Source organism: Proteus sp. MB838 (assembly GCF_054767435.1).
Genome location: NZ_BAABMO010000007.1, coordinates 42,348 through 65,690, shown reverse-complemented (window position 1 = coordinate 65,690; position 23,343 = coordinate 42,348). Strand labels below are relative to the sequence as shown.

Genomic DNA, 23,343 nt, shown 5'->3' with positions numbered 1-23,343 from the left:
CCCGCCAAGAACATGTTCTCGAAGCGGGCTTGTATAACGGGTTTTATTATATCGTTACAAACTTATGCGTAAACTGGAAATTTAGCGCAGATATCCAAGACTTTTTGTTTCACTTTTTCAATGTTCGCTTCATCATTGATATTATCAAGGACATCACACATCCAACCGGCTAAATCTTTTGCTTCCGCTTCTTTAAAACCACGACGTGTAATCGCTGGAGAACCAATACGAATACCAGATGTAACAAATGGACTGCGAGGATCATTTGGCACACTATTTTTGTTCACAGTGATATTAGCACGACCCAGTGCAGCATCAGCATCTTTACCTGTAATATCTTTATCAACTAAGTCTAATAAAAACAGGTGGTTCTCTGTGCCACCAGATACTACTTTATAACCGCGCGCTAAGAAAACGTCTACCATTGCTTTCGCATTTTTTGCAACTTGTTGCTGGTAAACTTTAAACTCAGGTTCCATTGCTTCTTTTAATGCAACGGCTTTACCCGCGATCACATGCATTAAAGGACCACCTTGAGAGCCAGGGAATACGGCAGAGTTTAATTTCTTATAAAACTCTTCATCGCCACCCTTAGCAAGGATAAGACCACCACGAGGACCCGCTAATGTTTTGTGTGTTGTTGTAGTCACAACGTGAGCATGTGGTACTGGGTTTGGATAGACACCCGCTGCAATCATACCTGCAACGTGAGCCATATCGACAAATAAGTAAGCCCCTACGCTATCTGCGATTTCACGCATTTTAGCCCAATCAACCAAACCTGAATAAGCTGAAAAACCACCAATGATCATTTTTGGTTTATGCTTTTTAGCTTGCTCAGCGATATCTTGGTAATCAATTTTACCTGCTTCATCAATACCATAAGGAACGATATTGTAGAGTTTACCAGAGAAGTTAACCGGAGAGCCGTGAGTTAAGTGACCACCTTGGGCCAAATTCATCCCTAATACTGTATCGCCCGGTTTAAGTAATGCCATATACACAGCCGCATTCGCTTGTGAACCAGAGTGAGGTTGTACGTTTGCATAATCAGCACCAAATAGTGCTTTGGCACGATCAATGGCTAATTGTTCAACAACATCAACGTATTCACAACCACCGTAGTAGCGTTTACCTGGATAACCTTCTGCATATTTGTTGGTCAGCTGAGATCCCTGCGCCTGCATAACACGAGGACTAGTATAGTTTTCAGAAGCAATTAATTCGATGTGCTCTTCTTGACGAGTCACTTCACCTTCCATTGCATTCCATAATTCCGGATCGTAATCAGCAATATTCATTTCACGTTTTAACATTCACATCTCCTGACTCAGCTAACTTCACTAAAGGCGAACTCCCTTACGGGAGTAAGAATGACATACAGTGTAAACTCTTTTTCCTCATTGAGATAGTCCCAAAAGAAAAAATACGCAATCGTTTGCTAAGCCACTATAACACAGTTCTATTACTTTTTGATAACCTCATTTTATCTGCTGTTTTTGTTCTTTTTGAGGCACATCTCGCTAATTTATGTAAACCCTCAACATCATTCTCTAAGATTTCCCCATTTTCCTAAAAAAAAATAAAAACTCAGATTTACAAATAAAGCAAAAAGATATAAGTTGTATTAAAAATACATGTTATAAAAATCATATTAAACTGAATATTTTTCAGGAGCAATTATGTTAGATGCACAAACTATCGCGACAATTAAATCCACTATTCCTCTTATTGCTAAAACAGGCCCCGCGTTAACGGCGCATTTTTACGACAGAATGTTCTCTCGCCATCCTGAGTTAAAAGATATTTTTACTATGAGCCACCAAAGCAGTGGCGCACAACGTGAAGCGTTATTTAATGCGATATGTGCTTATGCAACGCACCTTGAGGATTTACCTGCTATTTTGCCGGCGGTAGAAAAAATTGCACAAAAACATGCCAGTTTGAATATTCTTCCTGAACATTATCCTATTGTTGGAGAAAACTTATTAGCCACCATTGATGAAATGTTTAACCCGGGCAAAGAAGTGCTTGATGCTTGGGGAGCCGCTTACCAAGTTTTGGCTGATGTCTTTATTAATCGGGAAGAGCAAATTTATCAACAAAAAGAACAAGCTTCAGGAGGCTGGCGAGGATTACGTCACTTTAAAGTTAAGCATAAAGTAAAACAAAGTGAGGTTATTACCAGCTTTGAATTAGAGCCTGAAGATGGACAAGCGGTTACACCTTACCGTGCAGGCCAATATTTAAGTATTTATATTCGTGATGAGAAACTTGCAAATCAAGAAATTCGTCAATATTCCTTAACACAATCGGCAAACAATAAAACCTATCGTATTGCGGTAAAACGTGAAGATAAGGGGATTTTATCTAATTTTCTTCATGACCATATCCAAGAAGGAGACATCTTACAAGTTGCCGCACCAGGGGGCGATTTTTATTTAGATATCTCATCAACAACGCCTGTCACATTAATTTCAGCAGGTGTAGGCTTAACTCCTATGTTAGCGATGTTGCACACTCTCTCTTCTCACCAAGCACAAGTCAATTGGTTACATGCAGCAGAGCATGGTGGCGTGCATGCTTTTAAGGAAGAAATCGCACAAGCAGGAAAGCAAATTGAACAATATCAACAAGCAGTATGGTATCGTCTCCCTCGTACTGAAGACATTATCAATAAAGACTATCAATTTGAAGGGTTGATGGATTTAACCAAGATACATGAATGGCTATCAATACCTAATATGCAGTTCTATTTCTGTGGACCATTACCTTTTATGCAATCTGTCGCTAAACAACTTATTGCTCTCGGTATTGAAAGCGATAAACTTCATTATGAGTGCTTTGGCCCTCATGCTGTTATTAGCCAATAACAGCCAGAATAGGTAAGAAAATAAATTAATAAGGAAAAAGCGCTGATTATTTTACTATTCAGCGCTTTTTATATTGGAAACAACTAACTATTTAATAAGTAACTTTTATTGATGTCGGTATAACATGATATTTAGACGAATAGCGATACCAAATAACACTAATTAAACAGAGTGTATAGCCGAACAACTCGCTACCTTCTTCCACCATATTTTTTACTGTGCGGTTATAGTCTTCACCTAACAATTTCTCCCACAAAATCCCCATACCAAATAAGCGAGAGAATAGTAAAACACTGAGCAAACCCGCCATAAGCATTCCTTGACTAGAATGCGTTATAAAATGGGTTAAGCCATATAATGTTTTTTCCCTTCTCTGATAGCGATCGCTATACAGACAAATGTTACCGTTAATGCAAACCAAACCCATGAACCATGTGCTAATTGGTCAAAAACACCATCTAACTCACGAATTAAGATACACAAGAAAAAGCCCATAATCAGTGTGTATCCCCCTCTCATTTCTGGCTGTTTATAAGCAGGTATAAAGAAAAGAAGACATATTATAGCCACAATAAGTTCTTGCCCCAGTTCGGTTGCTGAGGTTTCAGAAATACCATTATTCAGCACCAAAATATCGAGGAAAATAAACCCTGTTGTTATTGCCACAATCATGGCGGAAAACAAAAATAAAGCAAAACGCTTTAATAAATAGCTAAGCACGATATTACCCATAGAATAATAAATATTTAAGTTGATGATAATAACTGTCTACAAAAGTTATTGAATAACATTTTGTGCCTTAAAAGGTGAGAATTTTAGTAAAATAAATTGTTTATTATCATCAATAGACTTGTATAAGATATAAATAGCACAATAGGTGAAACATAAAAAAACATTTTATGAACAAAGAAAGGTAATTATTAATATTACTTATTTAATGAGTATAATTATCAGCAATACAAATCATTTATTATTACTTATAAATTTATAAAAGATAATCAGCAAATAAATAAACTTATTGAGATAATATAAAAAAGAATTAATTAATAAAGATAAAAAAAACCCGATAATTAAACTAATAATCATCAGGTTTCATAAACAACGCTTATTTATTTTTTAAATAGCTTCTTCGTCTTGCTCTCCAGTACGAATACGGATAACTCGATTCACATCAAAAACAAAAATTTTACCGTCGCCAATCTTCCCCGTTTGAGCGGTAGTCATTATAGTATCGACACAAGTTTCAGCTATTTCATCAGCAACAACGATCTCAATTTTTACTTTAGGTAAAAAATCGACCATATATTCTGCACCACGATAAAGTTCGGTATGCCCTTTCTGACGACCAAAGCCTTTTACCTCTGTTACCGTCATACCCGTGATACCAACTTCGGCTAGTGCTTCTCTTACATCATCTAATTTAAACGGCTTAATTATCGCTTCAATTTTTTTCATCGGATTATCCTGCTATTACCAGTTATGGCGACCAAAACCGCTTGTGATCGGATAGCGACGATCTTTACCAAAATTACGACTGGTAATACGCGGTCCTACCGGTGCTTGACGACGCTTATATTCATTAATATCGACTAATTTTACCACTTTACGAACAATGGCTTCATCAAATCCAGCCGCAACCAAGTCAGAAACAGATTTATCTTGCTCAACATAGCCTTCAAGAAGGGCATCTAAAATATCATAAGGTGGCAGATTATCTTGATCTGTTTGTCCTGGTGCTAATTCTGCTGAAGGAGGCCTATCAATCACACGTTGTGGAATAGCGGGTGAAAGAGTATTACGATATTTAGCCAGTTCAAATACCAGTGTTTTAGGAACATCTTTTAAAACATCAAAGCCCCCCGCCATATCACCATATAAGGTCGAGTAGCCTACGGCAGATTCACTTTTATTACTCGTGGTGAGCACTAACCGACGACGTTTATTGGACATCGCCATTAAAATAACCGCACGACAACGCGCTTGTAGGTTTTCTTCTGTGGTATCGACAGCGCTACCTTTAAACATAGGCGAAAGTTGATCCATAAAAGCATCAAACATCGGCTCAATAGAGACAGTATCAAACTCAACACCTAATAAATCAGCTTGCTCTTTCGCATCGTGAATACTCATTTCTGAGGTATAGCGAAATGGCATCATTACCGCTTGAACGCTCTCTTTACCTAACGCATCAACGGCAATTGCAACTGTTAAGCCTGAGTCGATGCCCCCTGATAATCCTAATATAGCGCCTTTAAAACCATTTTTTGTCACATAATCACGCGTTGCCAGCACTAGTGCTTGATAAACTTGCGCTAAAGGAGAAAGCTCTGGTGCCGCATCTTGCATCGGTACGATAGTTAACTCATCAAACTCCACCACAGCCACTTGCTCATCAAAAGCCGCTAAACGATGGGTGATTGTTCCTCGTTCATCAAAGACTTTAGAACATCCATCAAAAACCAATTCATCCTGACCACCAATTTGGTTGAGATATACCACAGGCAGATGCGTTCTTTGGCAATGTTCTTTAATTAATTGGGTACGAATATGCGGCTTTTCACGACTATAAGGTGAAGCATTAATAGAAAGAACCAGATCAGCACCCGCTTGTTTTAGTGCATCAATAGGCTCGTTGATCCAAATATCTTCACAAATTAATAATCCTAAATGATAGCCTTTAAAAGGCACAACACAACGTTCATTTCCTTGTTGGAAATAACGTTTTTCATCAAATACACCATAATTAGGTAGCTGTTGTTTGAAGTAACGCGCCTGTAACTCACCTTGATAGAAAAATGACAGTGCATTATAAATAGTGCCGTTTTGCCACCAAGGATGCCCAACCACAATGGCCGTTTTCTTACTTGCTTGTTCTAAACGAACCAGTTGCTCTTCACAACGTTGTTGGAAATCAGGGCGAAATAGTAGATCTTCAGGAGAGTAACCGCATAACGCAAGCTCAGAAAACAAAACCAGATCGGCATCTTCTTGCGCTTTTACGGTGGCTAACATGCGTTCACAGTTGCCTTCAATATCGCCAACAACCCAGTTTAACTGAGCAAGTGCGAGTTTTAATTTACGACTCATAAAAATTAGTCTCTCCAGCTATCTTTGCTATCTAAAGAAAGCAAGTTTAAAAAAATTTTTGTTATCTACAAAGATCATTCTTTGAAATCATTGGCATCAAGTCCATGACGTGACAACAATTTATAAAATTCTGTTCGATTTCGCCCTGCCATCCTTGCAGCTTGAGTGACATTGCCCTTTGTCATCTGCAATAACTTCCTTAAATAGGTCATCTCAAAATGGCCTCTTGCTTCAGCAAAAGTAGGTAATGCGGTATTTTCCCCTTGCAATGCTTGTGTGACAAGGGCTTCGCTAATCACAGGTGCAGTCGTTAAAGCGACACATTGCTCGATGACGTTAACTAACTGACGCACATTTCCCGGCCAACTTGCTGTCATTAGACATTTCATCGCATCCGTTGAGAAGCTACGCACAAAAGGTTTATGTCGTTTTGCTGATTCACGCAATAAATGGTTAGCAAGAACAGGGATATCCTCGGCTCTTTCGCTCAACGTGGGGATACGTAAATTCACCACATTTAAACGATAGTATAAATCTTCTCGAAATTCATTACGCTCCATCGCTTTTGGCAAGTCACGGTGGGTTGCAGAAAGAATACGCACATCAATATCAATATCACGATTACTGCCTAATGGCCGCACTTTACGCTCTTGTAATACACGCAATAATTTCACTTGCAATGCCATTGGCATATCACCAATTTCATCCAGAAATAGAGTGCCTCCTTCTGCCGCTTGGAAAAGTCCTTCACGACTACTTACCGCGCCAGTAAAAGCACCTTTAGCATGTCCAAATAGTTCAGATTCTAATAATTGTTCAGGTAAAGCACCGCAGTTAATAGCAATAAAGGGTTTTTTAGCTCGTGGGCTGGCGCGGTGGATTGCTTGAGCAAGGACTTCTTTACCCGTACCGCTTTGCCCATTAATCAGTACGCTAACATCGGATTGTGCAACTAACTTGGCTTGCTCTAATAAACGTAACATTTGGGGGCTACGGGTCACGATATCTTTTGACCACTCTTCATCAGATACCGTCGTCACTAATTCTAATGCTTCATCGATAGCTTTATAAAGCGCATCTCTATCAACAGGTTTAGTCAAGAAACTAAACACCCCCTGTTGAGTTGCCGCGACAGCATCAGGAATGGAGCCATGTGCAGTTAAAATAATCACAGGCATACCGGGTTGTTGGCGCTGTATTTCTGCAAATAGCGCCATACCATCCATTTCATCCATACGTAAATCGCTGATCACCAGATCGATTTTTTCTTTTAATAATAGTTTAAGTGCTTCTTGCCCACTTTCAGCGGTAACGATATGAAACCCTTCACTTGTTAATCGCATACCCAGTAGCTTTAATAATCCCGGATCATCATCGACAAGTAAAAGATTCGCTGATTTATGGCCAGCCATGCACATTCTCCTTATTTAGATCCTGTTTCAGTAGGTTTAACCGTTGCGCTATTCTCTTTTTCTGTCGAGGTATTTTTCGCATCAGGTTTTACTTGCTCTGCTTTTGGTGGTTCAGGTTTAACTGCTGATACCGAAGGTTGTGAAACCTCATTATTTTCTTTGGTTATCGATTGCTCGCTTGCCGTTGACTTATTGGATTGCTCCGCTATCGGTTTATCGGCTGGTTTTTCTGTATTACTCGCATCTGAAGATTGAACATCAGACAGCGCTTCTTCTTGAGAAATAGCATCCACAGAAGCCCCTTGTTTTCGGCTCGATAATTGACGTTCAATTTGTGTGAGGCTTTCGAGTTTTTTACGTGTGGTATTTAACTCATGCTCTAATGCATTATTTTGTTTTTTCAGTAAATCCATTTTATTTTCCGTTTCTGTAACAAAACGGCGATTACGATTTTTCTCATCAGCGAGAGCAAGCGTAAGCGTTTGATTCTCAATCCAAGTAGATAATAGAACACGCATAGAGCTTGGAAATTGCAATTGATAGCTTTCTAATAAAACCAGCTGAGCACGACGTTCTGCAACCGTCATTCCCGCTCGCTCTAATAAAATACTTTTATAAAAGGCACCGTCCCATCCGGCAACGATAACACTACTGGCTTGACGTTGTGCTTCTGTAGACATAATACGCTGTGTGCACTCAATGGTACGTAACCAAAATAGCGGATTATTGAGCCCTTCATGATAAAAAGCAGCTAAAGTTTTACATTCTGCCCAACGATAATCGATAGTTTTTTGTTTAACAACGGGGGGTTCAGGCTCAATATTAGCAGTTTCGGTCAGCGATTTTTGTGCACATCCAGCAAGAAACATAGGCAACATTATCCAACACATATACTGTTTCCAGTGTGAAGCGATCCTCTTAATTGATGCAGGGGCCATAGATAATTGCTCATTAGCCAGTGTCTTTCGCTTTAATTTTTTATACTGATGAAAAGACACCTGTTTTTGTGACCTGATATGCATTATTTATTCTCAGAAAGTAGCGGTAGTTCAATACGAAAACAGACATCAGCATAGTCAGAATGAACAATATTTAACTCGCCATCCATTCTTTTGATACAGTCATGAGCAATACTTAACCCCAAACCACTCCCTTTGACAGCCCCTTTACGTAATAGAGAACCTTGAAAAAAGGGCTCAAAAATCATTTTTTGTTCTGATTCAGGGATCGGAGTGCCTTTATTGGCTATATCAATAACTATTTTCTGTTCAATTTGATAACTAGAGATCCAGATATTACCCGATTCAGCGCCATAGTGCACCGCATTCGAGTAGAGATTATCAATAACTCTTGATAATAACGTCGTTTCTGCTCGACATTTTTTCAGATCAAGTGAAATTATCGTCTTAATGCCTTTCGCTCGGGCGGGTAAACTATGCGCTAACACCACATCATTCACTAATGTGGTTAAATCAACTTCCTCAATTTGCTGAGGTACTTCGGAAAGTTTACGATTATAATCAAGTAGTTGCTCAATTAATAATTGAAGTTGTTTACTACTATTATCAAGAATAGCTACGACTTCTTTTTGATCTAAGGTTAAAGGCCCTGCTACTTCATCCGCTAATAATTCTGTTCCTTCGCGCATACTGGCTAACGGTGTTTTTAACTCATGAGAAATATGACGTAAAAACTCATGGCGTTGCGATTCTAGCCATGCAAGACGTTCACTTAACCAAATAATACGTTGAGCTAAAGAGCGTAATTCACGTGGCCCCTGAAACGAATTCAAGTTATTATTTAATGTACGCCCTTCCCCCAATCGGTTAATCATTTTTTCTATACCTTTAACCGGACCGATGATCATACGGGTAAATAAGGCAATTAAAATCAGGCTAAAAACAAAAACAATTAAACTTTGCCAACCAAAATAACGCCCTTTTTCAGCAATAGCCATTTGTAGTTGCTCGCCACGACTAAAAATAATCTCTTTGGTTAACACGACAATGCGGTTATTGGCATAAGAAAATTGCTCTAATGCTTGTTGCATTTGAGAAGTGGGTTCACTATTTTTGCATTGAATTGATTTGAGCGTTTTCAAAGAAGTATTCAAGGCTTGTGCTTCTTTAGACTCAGAAAGAGGGATGATGGTCTGCTGCAAGGTAGAGAACATTTTGCTGTATTGTTGATAACGCTGTTGATACATTTCTTCATCAGTTTTATCACGCAATACACAATATCGTCGATAATTTCCTTCCATTTCAATAGCTAAATTACGCATCACCTCACTACGCTCGGTATCCGCTAACGCATTTTTATTGGTAATAGCGGCTTGGTTACTAAGCTGATCCAAACTTTGATAAGCCTGATAGGCAAGGACGAGAAGCGGTAACAGCACCATCCAAAATGCCATGATAACCAATTGTCTTAAAGATCGGGGGAAAATACGCCACTTTTTCAATGAAATCATCTCAACACCTATTAGAGTAATGCGATGCTACATGACTTAATAACAAGAAAAAAGTCCGACATTGAAATTCAGATAGGAAAACGAACACAAGCGAGAACACGCAACAGGCTCTAGAAATGGGAGAGCGGAATATCTTACTGAGATATTCCGCTCGTCAATATTCATCTCTTTTCTCTCTAAAAGAGAATGAAGGTGGTGCCTCACTCCACGTGTCGCCCTGTGTTTGATAAGGCCCGAAGGCGAGTATCATGATGTTGGACGGTAGGCACCTTACTCTGGCGTCATTCTTGGCTTATGTGGTATGTTCCCACCCATATTGTGGACCGACATAAAAAGTTGAATGAGCAACTGATTAATATAATGCACAAGGCGTGCCAACTTTTCGATTAAAATCATAAGATATTAATTTTAAACAAAAAAGTATTTTTATCTTACTAAAATAAAAAACAGCCTCAATTTTTGATAGCGAAAAAATCAACAAGCTGTCTCCATTTCCAGACACCGTTAATTAAAAAATATTAAATTATTAAAATTCAACAAGTTAAATGTCACCTTTTGGCGACAATGAAAAAATGATGTGTCGTCGATTTTATACATTGATAATTTTTTCCTTTTATATCAACAAAATAAAGCCCCTCTAACTTGAGGGGCTTTGGGTTATAACACTGACTCTTTTTTATTACATCATTAGTCAAATTGCTTTCTGGCATTACGGAATAAGCGCATCCAAGGGCTATCTTCTCCCCAATTTTCTGGATGCCAAGAATGGCTCACAGTTCTAAAAACGCGCTCAGGGTGAGGCATCATGATTGTTGAGCGGCCATCTGTTGTGGTAACAGCGGTGATCCCTTTTACTGATCCGTTAGGGTTTAATGGGTATTGCTCTGTTGGTTGACCATAGTGATCAACAAAACGCAGTCCTACTAAATTTTGTGCTTCTAACTGCGCTAATTGTGCAGCGTCACGAAATTCAGCAAAACCTTCACCATGAGATACCGCAATTGGCATCTGTGAACCCGCCATACCTTGTAATAATAGCGACGGGCTATCAGTCACTTTTACTAAGCTAAAGCGGGCTTCAAAACGCTCTGAGCGATTGCGTACAAAGCGCGGCCATAAATCTGCCCCCGGAATAAGCTCGGCCAACGTTGACATCATTTGGCAACCATTACAAACCCCAAGTGATAACGTATCTTGACGTGCAAAGAATTGGGCAAACTCATCACGTAAACGATGATTAAATAAAATAGATTTAGCCCATCCCTCACCCGCACCGAGTACATCACCATAAGAGAAACCACCACAAGCAACCAGTACATCAAAATCACTTAATGAGCGTTGTGCCGTATGTAAATCACTCATATGAACATCAATAGCATCAAATCCAGCGCGATCAAAAGCTGCTGCCATTTCCACATGAGAGTTAACACCTTGCTCTCTTAATACCGCAATACGAGGACGACTGCCTGTAGCAATATAAGGCGCCGCAATATCCTCTGCGGGATCAAAGGTTAAGTGAACATTTAATCCCGGATCGTGACTATCTTGTTTGGCACGATGTTCTTCATCTGCACATTCAGGATTATCACGTAAACGTTGCATTTGCCATGTCGTTTCAGCCCACCAGACACGTAATGTACTACGTTTTTCGTGGTAAACTTCCGTTTCACGGCTTTGAATAATAATGTCATCACTTGGTGTTGCTTGCCCTAAGTAATGTAAACAATCTGCTAAACCATGTTCAGTAAACAGTGTTTCAACGCTTTCTTGATGCTCCCCTTTAATTTGGAACACCGCACCTAGCTCTTCATTAAATAGACCGGCTAAAATATCTTCGTCATAAGCACTGATATCAACATTAAGGCCACAATGTCCCGCAAACGCCATTTCGGCCAAAGTCACAAATAAGCCACCATCAGAGCGGTCATGATAAGCCAGTAATTTACCGTCGCTCACCAATTGTTGAATGACATTAAAAAACTGTTTTAACTGCTCTACATCACGTAAATCAGCCGCTTTTTGTCCTAGCTGACGATAAACCTGAGCTAATGCTGTTGCCCCTAATGCATTATGACCATTACCTAAATCGATTAGATATAAACGGTTTCCTTCTTGGGTAGAAAGCTCAGGGGTGACAGTTTTACGTACATCTTCAACACGGGAAAATGCGGTGATAACTAAAGAGAGAGGGGAAATAACTTCTTTCGTTTTCCCTTGTTCATCTTGCCAACGCGTTTTCATGGACATTGAGTCCTTACCCACCGGAATAGTAATACCTAATTGTGGGCATAGCTCTTCACCAATGGCTTTTACTGCATCATATAATCCCGCATCTTCACCAGGGTGACCCGCCGCAGCCATCCAGTTTGCGGAAAGTTTTATACGATTAAGTGACTGTACATCGCAACCCGCCATATTGGTTAAGGCTTCACCTACCGCCATTCGCGCTGATGCGGCAAAATCTAATAGTGCAATAGGGGCTCTTTCCCCTATTGACATCGCCTCGCCGTAATAACTATCTAATGTGGCCGTTGTTACCGCACAGTTAGCCACCGGAATTTGCCAAGGTCCAACCATTTGGTCACGCGCAACCATTCCCGTAACACTACGATCACCAATAGTAATTAAGAACGTCTTCTCAGCAACGGCGGGTAAATGAAGTACGCGATAAACCGCTTCTTTTAAATCGATATCTTTACGATCGAGATATTCACCTGCTGTTTGATGTGATGTGACATCACGCAACATTTTCGGCGCTTTACCTAACAAGATATCTAAAGGCATATCTATTGGTTTATTATCAAAATGTGTATCATTTAACACTAATTCACGCTCTTGTGTTGCCTCGCCAATGACCGCATAAGGGGCTCTTTCTCGTTGGCATAGCGCATCAAATAGTGGCATTTTTTCTGGGGATACCGCTAATACATAACGCTCTTGCGACTCATTACACCAGATCTCTAGAGGACTCATACCCGGTTCATCATTTAAAACGTTACGTAACTCAAAACGACCTCCACGCCCGCCATCATTGACAAGCTCAGGCATGGCATTAGAAAGCCCCCCCGCTCCGACATCATGAATAAATAAAATCGGGTTATCATCACCTAATTGCCAACAGCGATCGATAACCTCTTGGCAACGACGCTCCATTTCTGGGTTATCTCGTTGCACAGAAGCAAAATCTAAATCAGCATCTGACTGGCCGGAAGTCATAGAAGAAGCCGCACCACCTCCTAGGCCGATATTCATTGATGGGCCACCAAGTACAATTAACTTAGCACCCACGGAGATCTCACCTTTTTGCACGTGATCTTCGCGAATATTACCAATACCACCAGCCAACATAATAGGTTTATGGTAGCCTCGAATTTCAATACCATTATGACTATTAACCTGCTCTTCATAGGTTCTGAAATAACCTAATAAGGCGGGGCGACCAAATTCATTATTAAATGCGGCTCCACCTAAAGGGCCTTCTGTCATAATGTCCAGTGCACTGACAATACGTTCTGGTCTGCCAAAATCTTCTTCCCAAGGTTGTTCAAACCCCGGAATACGTAAGTTAGAAACGGAAAAACCGACTAAACCCGCTTTAGGTTTTGCCCCACGGCCTGTCGCCCCTTCATCACGAATTTCGCCGCCAGAGCCAGTTGCTGCACCAGGCCACGGGGAAATTGCCGTTGGGTGATTGTGCGTTTCCACTTTCATTAAGATATGGACAGGCTCTTGATGATAACGGTAATGCCCTTTTTCCGTATCGGGATAAAAACGCCCAGCAACGGAGCCTTCCATTACAGCAGCATTATCTTTATAAGCCGACAAGACATAATCAGGAGTTTGCTCAAAAGTATTTTTAATCATTTTAAATAATGATTTGTCTTGCGCTTTACCGTCGATTATCCAATCTGCATTAAAAATTTTATGACGGCAATGCTCTGAGTTTGCTTGAGCGAACATATAAAGTTCTACATCAGTTGGATTACGTTGCAAACGTTTAAAAGCATCTACTAGATAATCAACTTCATCATCAGCCAGCGCTAACCCCATTTCAATATTGGCAGCAACTAGCGCATCTTTACCGTGAGCAAGAACATCAATTGTTTTTAATGGGGTGGGTGTCTGTTCAGCAAATAGCGCATTAACTTGTTGATAATCGGTAAAAATTGTTTCCATCATACGATCATAAATAAAACCGTATAACAACTGCCACTGTTCTTCGGCCATCGTATCGCTATCTATATAATAAGCAATACCACGTTCAATTCTAACCACTTGTGCTAAACCACAATTATGGGCAATATCTGTCGCTTTAGTCGACCATGGTGAAATGGTTCCCGGTCGTGGTACAACAATACGCATCTCTCCAACAAGCTCATGCTCTGTTAATGAAGGGCCATAGTGCAGTAACTTGCTTAATTTAGCTTGTTCATCTTCAGATAGCTGTCCATCCACTTTTACAAAATGGATAAACTCCGCATAAATACCACGGACAGGAAGTTGGTTTTCCTGACATAAAGTTAATAGTTTATTAATACGAAAAGCGGATAAAGCGGGGGAGCCACGCAGGATTTCCATAATATTGAGTTCTCTCTTTTAGCAGCTAACCTGATCAATCATTCAGGGGAAACGCGCCTAGTATAATAGAATAACTGCTCAGACGAAACCGTTTGCGTGAACAAAATAACAGCATTTAACTTAGCGTGTTTTCATCATTAATTGGTGTAATCAAGTTGCGTCTTAGCAAAATGTTGAGCAAAATGGTCGATTACTGGAAATTTATCCATGTTTAAATGACTACTTTACACACAATAAAAAACAACGTTAACGAGAACCAACCTATTGAACAATATAAGGATTAACTATTTCGTTATCGTTATCATAGCGCTATTTTCAGCTGCGATTATTGCACTGAATATTACTTGGCCTGACAGGCAAAAAGCGCAGATAAATAAGATTTTATCTCGTGGTGAGCTTAGAGTGAGTACTATCCCTTCACCACTGATAACGATAAATGATAAAAAGGACCCCGTAGGTTTCGATTATGAATTAGTGAAACGCTTTGCTGATTATCTTGGCGTGAAACTTGTCGTTAATATGCGGACGAATATCAACCAACTCTTTGATGATCTGGAGAATAATAAAGCAGACTTTATTGCCGCTGGATTAATTTATAATAAAGAAAGGCTAGATACGACACGAAGTGGGCCAGCCTATTTCTCAGTTTCTCAACAACTGATCTATCGTAAAGGCACATTGAGGCCTCGTCGTTTTGATGAGCTTAATGGGCGCCTTGTCGTCGCAGCCGGTTCAGCTCATGCCAGCTTATTAAAAACATTAAAAGAAACGCAATATCCTGAACTCGAATGGGAAGAATCAGAGACTAAAACGACGTCACAGCTACTTGAAGAGTTATCTGAAGGTAAAATAACTTATGTACTGGCCGATTCAATCAGCGTCGCGGTACAACAACGCATTCACCCTAATGTTGCAGTCGCTTTTGAGGTGACGGAAAGTCGTCCATTAACGTGGTATTTACCAAATCAAGATGATAATAGTCTGTATGCAGCCATGTTGGATTACTTCAATCAACTTTCCCAAGACGATGTGCTCGCAAGACTAGAAGAGAAGTATTTTGGTCATGTTGGTTCATTTGACTACTTTGATACACTCTCTTTTATTACCGCCATTGACTCAATATTACCTAATTATCAACCTCTGTTTGAAAAATATGCCGAGACTTTTGATTGGCGTTTATTAGCAGCAATGGCTTGGCAAGAATCACATTGGGATCCCCATGCCACGTCACCGACAGGTGTAAGAGGCTTAATGATGCTAACACGTCCAACTGCATCAAGTATGGGTATAACAGATAGGTTAGATCCCGAAGAAAGTATCAAAGGAGGTGCGCAATATTTAAAACATCTTCTTTCTCGCCTACCAGATACTATCCCTGATGATGAAAAAATCTGGTTTGCACTTGCCGCTTATAACATGGGATATGGTCATATGTTAGATGCAAGAAAGCTAACCGAACAGCAAGGCGCCAATCCTAATAGCTGGTTAGATGTAAAAGCGCGGTTACCTTTGCTCAGCCAAAAGAAATACTATTTAGATCTTCCCTATGGTTATGCGAGAGGACATGAAGCTTATCGTTATGTTGAAAATATTCGTCGCTATCAACTCAGTTTAGAGGGATACCTACAAGCAAAAGAGAGTAAAAATAAGATCCTATCAAAAGACGAAAAAGACGATTCAGCCAATACTGCTTTATTACCGCCTCGCTCCGTAGGCTCCCCCTCTTCATCTTAGTTGTCAATTATATAGCCTCTTTTTAGGGGCTTACTACCCTCGTTTTTTATTCATCTAACCACAATTTTAGCAGCATAATCCTCTCTATGCCGTGCTATAACTTGGTATCCTCCCCCTCTTGAAGGACGGGTTTTACTGCGAACTTGATAAAAAATGTTACTATTTTAATACTTTTTTTATTAAAAATAGTTAAATTACTCATGTTAAAAAAAATAACAAATTAATCTAAAACCACTCACAGAATGAGTAATTTGACTTAAAAACAACCAATAAGGCTATTTTTAGTACATTGGAATAGGTTATATATAAGAAAATATTAATATAAATACTTAATCATTATCTCACTATTTACTATTCATTTTGTTATTAATTTCTTACAAAAATCTTATTTATCTATGAAAATTAACTTTATAGTTACAAGCAAAGCTTATAAATAACTGAAAAATATACTTTATTATATTTTATTATTAGTTTTATTAATTTTTTTAAAGTTATGTTAATAACAGCATAGTTTATAACGTTAATATAATGTTAATAATCATATCTATTAAATTTCTCTGCCATATAAACTTTTTTACCCGTATTAGGAGTAATAAAGAGAATATTTCTATATAAAAAACTATTAAAAAGGAATTTATAGATTAAAATATGAAAATTGCACAAACTAACAAAATCTTATATCACTGATAGTATTTTTACTGATATCATATAAACCAGTCATTATCCGACTTGATGAAAAATGTAATGTACATCAATTTTTACATTTGGACATCAATACTATTTTTATTTTTAGTCAATAATAATACGTACTACCTTCAAGGGATCATCTATAATGAAACTGAGTAAAATTGCTTTGGCTGCGGCTTTAGTATTTGGTATTAATTCTGTTGCTACAGCTGAAAATGAAACGCCTGCACCAAAAGTAAGTTCAACTAAAGGCGAAATTCAATTAAAAGGTGAAATTGTTAATTCAGCATGTGGATTAGCAGCATCTTCAAGCCCTGTAATTGTTGATTTCAGTGAAATTCCAACTTCTGCATTAGCAAATCAGCAAAAAGCAGGAAATATCAAAAAAGATATTGAATTACAAGACTGTGATACAACTGTAGCGAAAACTGCCACAGTTAGCTATACACCAAGTGTTGTTAACGCTGTAAATAAAGATTTAGCCTCTTTTGTTTCTGGTAACGCATCTGGCGCAGGTATTGGCTTAATGGATGCGGGTAGTAAAGCAGTTAAATGGAATACTGCAACTACACCAGTACAATTAATTAACGGTGTATCTAAAATCCCATTCGTTGCTTATGTTCAAGCTGAATCAGCTGACGCTAAAGTAACGCCAGGTGAATTCCAAGCCGTTATCAACTTCCAAGTTGATTACCAGTAATCATATTGATTTAAATATCTAAATTAATAAATAAGTAATTACTGCGAAAACGCAGAGGATTTCCTCTGCGTTAAATTCAATAAAACACTTCAATTTAATAAAAATGAAAAGTAATTAAATAAATATTTATTATTTAATTACTTTTTATTTAATATAATAATTAGGCGTTTATTCATGTTAATTCCTTATTCACCCCACACAATATGGAAGACCATTTGTGCGACTTTGCTATTAAGCTTGGCGTTTTTCTCACAAGCAGAGCAGGACGATTCTGTGGAATTTAACATTCATATGCTAGACGCGGAAGATCGCGATAATGTCGACCTTTCACGTTTTTCTACCTCAAATTATATCATTCCGGGTATGTACTATTTAGATATTCGTCTAAATGGTCGCGACTTTCCTCGCCAAAATATTAATTATATTGAAGTAGCAGATAATCATTCCGTGGCTTGTATCGACCCTACTCTTTTAAAAAAGTTAACAATCAACCAAGAAAACCAAAAATATATCAAACAAATATCACCAGATTGTTTTGATATTAGCCAATTACCCGGTATCTCGATTAAAAATGATGGTGGTGTACTTGATATCACGTTACCGCGCTCATTAATGAAATATGAAGAATCTGATTGGACTCCTCCGGAGCTTTGGGATAGCGGGGTCTCTGGGCTTATTTTTGATTATACACTAACAGGAACGTCAACTCGCCCTAATAAAGGCAATAATAACAATACGTTAACTGGTTATGGTCAAGCGGGATTAAACTTGGGTGAATGGCGTTTACGAGCTGAATATCAAGGCAATTATTCTTCTGAATATTCGTCTAACAATCGTTTTGATTGGAACCAAATTTACGCCTATAAGCCATTACCTGATCTCGCCGCTAAATTAACGGTGGGGGAAACTTATTTAAACTCTCAAATTTTTGATAGTTTCCGTTTTACAGGAGCCAATTTACAAAGCGATGAGAGAATGTTACCCCCTTCTCTCCAAGGCTATGCACCTGAAATCCATGGCATCGCCAATACCAATGCAAAAGTGACGGTAACTCAAAATGGACGTTTAATTTATGAGACAACCGTACCTGCTGGCCCTTTCGTGATTAACCATCTACAAAATACCGTACAGGGTCAACTCGATGTTAGAGTTGAAGAGCAAAATGGTAAGATTAACGAATTTCAAGTGCAAACCGCTAATTTGCCTTATATGACTCGCCCAGGATCTGTGCGTTTTAATACCTCACTGGGACAGTCATCCGTGAACAACCATAAAATGCAAGGCCCTATTTTCTATCAAGGGGATTTTTCATGGGGAATGAATAATACATGGTCTCTCTATGGTGGTGCTTTACTTACCGCTAAAGATTATAACGCATGGTCTTTAGGTATCGGCCATGATATGGGACGTTTTGGTACCCTTTCTGGTGATATTACACAGTCTTATAGCAAAACCTATGATAATGAAAAAATCAATGGGATGTCTTTTAAACTAAACTATGCAAAAACTTTTGATGAGTACCACAGTACCATTACTTTTGCAGGTTATCGTTTCTCAGAAAAAACATTTCGCTCTTTTTCTCAGTATATTGATGAGCGTTATAACGGCATCAATAATAATGGCTATGAAAAAGAAATGTACACCATTACCGGTAATAAAACTTTTTGGGCAGATGATGCAGAGAAATCGACCACCCTCTATCTCTCTTATCGCCACCAAAATTACTGGGATAAAAATACTCAAGAGCAGTATGGTGTCACAGTAAGTCGTAATTTTTCCATTATGGGGATTGAGCAAATCAATACCAACTTGTCAGCATTTCGTACCCAATATAAAGGGAATACTGACGATACGCTCTCTTTTAATATTTCACTACCATTAGGAAGTGGTCGCAATATTGGTTATAACTTGCAAGATAACAATGGCAAAGTGACACAAATGGCCTCTTATGCTGATAATCGCGATTATAATAATTTATGGCGCATAAGAGCAGGCTTAAGTTCGGATAAGAAAGCCAATACCGATGGTTATTATCAACATCGTTCTCAGTATGCAGAAATCAATGCCAATGCAAGCTATCAACAAGATAATTACTTAGCAGTGGGCGCAACGATAAAAGGCGGTTTTACTGCTACTCGTTATGGCGCTGCATTACACAGTAGCAGTATGACCTCTAGCACCGCAAGAATAATGGTGGATACTGATGGTGTTGCAGGGGTGCCCTTTAATGGCAAAGCACGACTACGAACCGCTTCGGCATTGGCGTACTAACCGACTTAACAAGTTATAACAATGTTGATGCACGTATTGACGTCGATAAGATGGATCAAGATATTGAAACACGTAAAGCCATTGCTTCAACAACCTTAACAGAAGGTGCCATTGGTTATTACCAATTTCCGGTTCGTCAAGGTGAACGCTTAATGGCTGTCTTACAGACAACTGATGATAAATACCCTCCTTTTGGTGCGGAAGTCACCAATCAAAAAGGGGAAAGTATTGGTATGGTGATGGAAGAAGGCCTTGTTTATATTGCGGGTGTTAACCTTAATGAATCATTAAATGTAATTTGGAACGGTAAAACACAATGTTCAATTACCATTCCCGCGGAAATAACAGATCCCTTAAAACATCAATCGCTCGTTTGTCAGGATCGTTAACAAATAAAATTAATAATGAGAGATAATTAACATGAACTCATTCAGCACACTAAAAACACTATTTTGTGGCTCTTTGCTGGCACTGAGTCTAGTGAATCCAACACAAGCGGGTGTTTCACTAGATAGAACTCGTATTGTATTAACGGGTAATGAAAACTCAGCCAGTGTTAATTTAAAAAATACCAGCCCTGATATTCCTTTTTTAGCGCAATCTTGGGTTGAAAATGAAAATGGGCAGAAGATCTCTTCACCCTTAGTGGCACTTCCACCGTTACAACGCCTTGATGGTGCTCAAAAAGGCGTAGTTCGCATTACAAAAACAGCTGAAGTTGGGCTATTACCTCAAGATAGAGAATCACTGTTTTATTTAAATGTGCGTGAAATCCCACCCGCACCAAAACAAGCCAACGTATTACAGATGGCGATGCAGTCACGCATTAAATTATTCTATCGCCCTAGTGCCATAGTACCTGAAAAACCGGGAATGGTTTGGCAAGATCAACTGGTGTTTAAAAAACAAGGTAATAAATTTATTGTTAATAATCCAACCCCTTATTACATCACGATTATCTCACTTTCTAATAAATTAAATGGTGAGGATAGCGATAAATTAACCACCTTCCCAGGATTAATGGTTGCGCCAAAAGCTTCACTGGATATACCAGTAAAAACCAGTAACGTTAATCAGTTTTATATGATGTATGTAAATGATTACGGTGGACACCCAGAGCTCAAATTTGTATGTCAGCAAGATAGCTGCAAAGTAGCCCCTAAAGATCAACAACCTAAATATTAATAAACTTGATGCCGGTAGGAATAAAATGATCCTCAATAAAAAAAACATTCATTCCAAATCAGTAATGCTATTTTGTGCCGGCATTGTTTCTTTAATGCCATTGCACGCAATTGCTTATTTACAAGGTGAAGTGAGAACCAATGGTGGCCCTAATATTTTCTATGCAGTATTAGATCACACCACCTTTCCTAATAACAAAGCGGGAGAATTAGCAACAGTAAAGTTTTCGTTGCCTGATCGCTATGATGGGACAGTATATTGTCCTAACTCACGTATCTATGATCGTGCATTAACCTATTTTAAAGCAACCACTGATTTACCCCCTGTTGGTAATAACTTTTATCAATTAAATGAGTATGTTGATATCAAAATTAATTTTGAAATTTGGGGGCCTAATCCTTTACCCACAGTGCCCTTTTCTGACATACCTAATAATAGAAATAATCTACAAGGTTGCAGAGTCCCCTCTTCACCTAAACCGCATATTTCCTCGGGAAGTAGCGGACAACTCACCTTCCGTTTAAGAAAACCCATTATTAATGGTGTCAGTCTTAATGGGCAATCTCTTGCACAAATGTATGCCATGGTAAGTCACAGCGGTGCGCCAAAAACCTATGGTTCAGAGCCCATTTCTAAATTAGTGATCACCTCGGGGATCATTACCACTAAAGATAAATGTATCTTTAATAATGGTTCACCAATTACCTTTGACTTTGGTAATGTGGGAAATACCTCTGATTATCTCAATGGGCAAAACTACAAAATTACTCGCAACATCCCCATCAAATGCGAAGGGGGAAGTTTTACCGATCCTAATAGCAGAATAATGTTTAAAGTTCAGACTGGTAGCTCAGGTATTGCGAGTTTTGATTCTAACTACCTTGGTACAACAGGCTCTGTAGATAGAAGTAACTTAGGTATCGTCTTAAGAGATAAGTCAGGTACGATTATCCCACCTAACCAATATTTCTCGGTTGGCAAACTCAATAATTTCAACGGAAATTGGGAAGTAAGTGCAGCCCCCATCGCCAAAGCGGGCAGTAAAATTACTGAAGGTGAGTTTTCAGCTCATGCGACACTCATTGCGGAGTTTATGTAATGAAAAACAGCATAATAAAGTCAGCTATAACTTGCTTGTTATTGCTCTCTCCGAACACTTTTGCTGCCACTGATATTATTGGTGGAGAGATGGAATTTAAAGGTGTTGTTGTTGCACATGGCTGTACGATTGTTGCGGGAGATGAAAATAAAGTTATTGATTTCAAACAAATATCTGCAAAAGATCTCTATTCACTACAAAAAAGCAACCCCGTTGCTTTTAGTATCAGTTTAGAAAATTGTAGCCAAGATATTTATAAAAGTGTCACTATCACATTAGATGGTCAAGCGCATTCAACAATGCCCAATCATATAGCCGTTACTGGGAGTGGCTCAGAAGATCCGAAAAGTATTGGCATCGCTTTTACCGACAAGGCACATAATATTATTGAATTAAAAAAACCAAGTGCTCCTCAACAGCTTAATAATAAACGAGTACAATTTGATTTTATGGCCTATGTTGAAGCAACATCATCAGCTATTCAAAATCAAACGATACTCACAGGACCATTTCAAGCACAAGCAACCTATACACTCAATTACCAATAACAATTAAGCCAAATAGATGCTATTTGGCTTTCTCTTGTATGATTAAACCTTGAGTAATTAAACGTTGCTGTTGTTTCAGTAGTTTTTTTTCAGCCCTTCTCATCTTAAAAAACTGGCTCAAGAGTTGTGCGCACTCCTCACCTAAAACACCCGATGTTATTTCAACTTTATGGTTCATTCCGGGATGTTGCAAAATATCAATAAATGAGCCTGCGGCACCTGTTTTTAGATCAGATGCACCATAGACCACTCTTTTTACACGACTATGTACAATTGCTCCAGCGCACATAACGCAAGGCTCTAACGTGATATATAATGTGGCGTCAAGTAGGCGATAATTCTGTAGATGTTTCCCACCTTTACGCAATGCCATAATTTCCGCATGTGCAGTAGGATCATTATCAATAATGGAGTGATTCCAACCTTTAGCAATGATTTTATTATCAGCGACTAACACGGCTCCTACAGGAATTTCACCGAGTTGTTGTGCTTTATGTGCCTGCTCAATCGCTTTATGCATCCAATAAATATCATCTTTAATTTTATTCACAAGAACATCTCTTCATTATTATACAGCGCGGTATTGTAGCCTGTTTTAGATTGATAACTAAAGATATTAGCGTGTGAAATGTTGTAAAAGATATTCCCCTCTGCAACATCAATATATTTAGAATCTTTCACGTATATGATAATCTCACA

At 38.7% G+C, this 23,343-nt stretch carries 16 protein-coding genes and 1 pseudogene; 7 read left to right on the top strand and 10 right to left on the bottom strand.

Annotated features, from left to right (window positions below):
* Nucleotides 1-62: 62 nt before the first annotated feature.
* Complete coding sequence (gene glyA / locus ACYUCW_RS04800; RefSeq protein ID WP_004243862.1) at nt 63-1,316, bottom strand: serine hydroxymethyltransferase; 1,254 nt, start codon at nt 1,314-1,316, stop codon at nt 63-65.
* A gap of 366 nt (nt 1,317-1,682) precedes the next feature.
* Between glyA and hmpA the strand changes: the two genes are divergently transcribed.
* Nucleotides 1,683-2,873 carry an NO-inducible flavohemoprotein gene (gene hmpA / locus ACYUCW_RS04795; protein WP_004248443.1) on the top strand — a complete coding sequence of 397 codons (1,191 nt, stop codon included), beginning with the start codon at nt 1,683-1,685 and terminating at the stop codon, nt 2,871-2,873.
* A gap of 91 nt (nt 2,874-2,964) precedes the next feature.
* Here the strand turns inward: hmpA and ACYUCW_RS04790 are convergent, their stop codons facing one another.
* The 8 genes from ACYUCW_RS04790 to purL all read right to left on the bottom strand — a co-directional run bounded on the left by ACYUCW_RS04790 (nt 2,965) and on the right by purL (nt 14,420).
* Nucleotides 2,965-3,183, bottom strand: coding sequence for a hypothetical protein (locus ACYUCW_RS04790; RefSeq protein WP_460408244.1), 219 nt, complete (start codon nt 3,181-3,183; stop codon nt 2,965-2,967).
* Between the two features lie 35 nt (nt 3,184-3,218).
* Nucleotides 3,219-3,593 (bottom strand): hypothetical protein, encoded by a 375-nt coding sequence (locus tag ACYUCW_RS04785; protein WP_460408243.1) that lies wholly within the window; start codon nt 3,591-3,593, stop codon nt 3,219-3,221.
* Nucleotides 3,594-3,989: 396 nt separating this feature from the next.
* Complete coding sequence (gene glnB / locus ACYUCW_RS04780) at nt 3,990-4,328, bottom strand: nitrogen regulatory protein P-II (RefSeq protein WP_004243865.1); 339 nt, start codon at nt 4,326-4,328, stop codon at nt 3,990-3,992.
* Between the two features lie 15 nt (nt 4,329-4,343).
* Nucleotides 4,344-5,960 (bottom strand): NAD+ synthase, encoded by a 1,617-nt coding sequence (locus ACYUCW_RS04775; RefSeq protein WP_004248444.1) that lies wholly within the window; start codon nt 5,958-5,960, stop codon nt 4,344-4,346.
* A gap of 74 nt (nt 5,961-6,034) precedes the next feature.
* Entirely contained in the window at nt 6,035-7,372 is a 1,338-nt protein-coding gene (glrR, locus tag ACYUCW_RS04770; RefSeq protein ID WP_004243867.1) for a two-component system response regulator GlrR, read from the bottom strand.
* 11 nt (nt 7,373-7,383) lie between these two features.
* The gene (qseG, locus tag ACYUCW_RS04765; protein WP_134940096.1) at nt 7,384-8,310 is read right to left on the bottom strand and encodes a two-component system QseEF-associated lipoprotein QseG; all 927 of its coding nucleotides are present in this window, start codon (nt 8,308-8,310) and stop codon (nt 7,384-7,386) included.
* An 83-nt stretch (nt 8,311-8,393) separates the two neighbouring features.
* Nucleotides 8,394-9,842, bottom strand: a complete 1,449-nt coding sequence (locus tag ACYUCW_RS04760) for a sensor histidine kinase (protein ID WP_004248446.1) — start codon at nt 9,840-9,842, stop codon at nt 8,394-8,396.
* Between the two features lie 687 nt (nt 9,843-10,529).
* Nucleotides 10,530-14,420, bottom strand: coding sequence for a phosphoribosylformylglycinamidine synthase (purL, locus tag ACYUCW_RS04755; protein ID WP_163748148.1), 3,891 nt, complete (start codon nt 14,418-14,420; stop codon nt 10,530-10,532).
* Between the two features lie 264 nt (nt 14,421-14,684).
* Here purL and mltF point away from each other — a divergent pair, with 264 nt between their 5' ends.
* The 6 genes and pseudogenes from mltF to ACYUCW_RS04725 all read left to right on the top strand — a co-directional run bounded on the left by mltF (nt 14,685) and on the right by ACYUCW_RS04725 (nt 22,644).
* Nucleotides 14,685-16,154, top strand: a complete 1,470-nt coding sequence (gene mltF, locus ACYUCW_RS04750) for a membrane-bound lytic murein transglycosylase MltF (RefSeq protein WP_049207644.1) — start codon at nt 14,685-14,687, stop codon at nt 16,152-16,154.
* Between the two features lie 832 nt (nt 16,155-16,986).
* Complete coding sequence (locus ACYUCW_RS04745; RefSeq protein WP_004248449.1) at nt 16,987-17,541, top strand: fimbrial protein; 555 nt, start codon at nt 16,987-16,989, stop codon at nt 17,539-17,541.
* A gap of 174 nt (nt 17,542-17,715) precedes the next feature.
* Nucleotides 17,716-20,201, top strand: a pseudogene (locus tag ACYUCW_RS04740) (fimbria/pilus outer membrane usher protein).
* A 31-nt stretch (nt 20,202-20,232) separates the two neighbouring features.
* Nucleotides 20,233-20,997, top strand: a complete 765-nt coding sequence (locus ACYUCW_RS04735) for a fimbrial biogenesis chaperone (RefSeq protein ID WP_036970969.1) — start codon at nt 20,233-20,235, stop codon at nt 20,995-20,997.
* Between the two features lie 25 nt (nt 20,998-21,022).
* On the top strand, nt 21,023-22,096 hold the full coding sequence (locus tag ACYUCW_RS04730) for a fimbrial protein (RefSeq protein ID WP_036905319.1): 1,074 nt from the start codon (nt 21,023-21,025) through the stop codon (nt 22,094-22,096).
* Nucleotides 22,096-22,644, top strand: coding sequence for a fimbrial protein (locus ACYUCW_RS04725; protein WP_004243880.1), 549 nt, complete (start codon nt 22,096-22,098; stop codon nt 22,642-22,644). The genes ACYUCW_RS04730 and ACYUCW_RS04725 overlap by 1 nt, the downstream gene beginning before the upstream one ends.
* Nucleotides 22,645-22,663: 19 nt before the next feature.
* On the opposite strand, the gene tadA is transcribed toward ACYUCW_RS04725, so the two are convergent.
* A complete protein-coding gene (gene tadA, locus ACYUCW_RS04720) occupies nt 22,664-23,194 on the bottom strand; it encodes a tRNA adenosine(34) deaminase TadA (protein WP_004243882.1) in 531 nt (176 codons plus the stop codon).
* Nucleotides 23,195-23,343 lie beyond the last annotated feature (149 nt).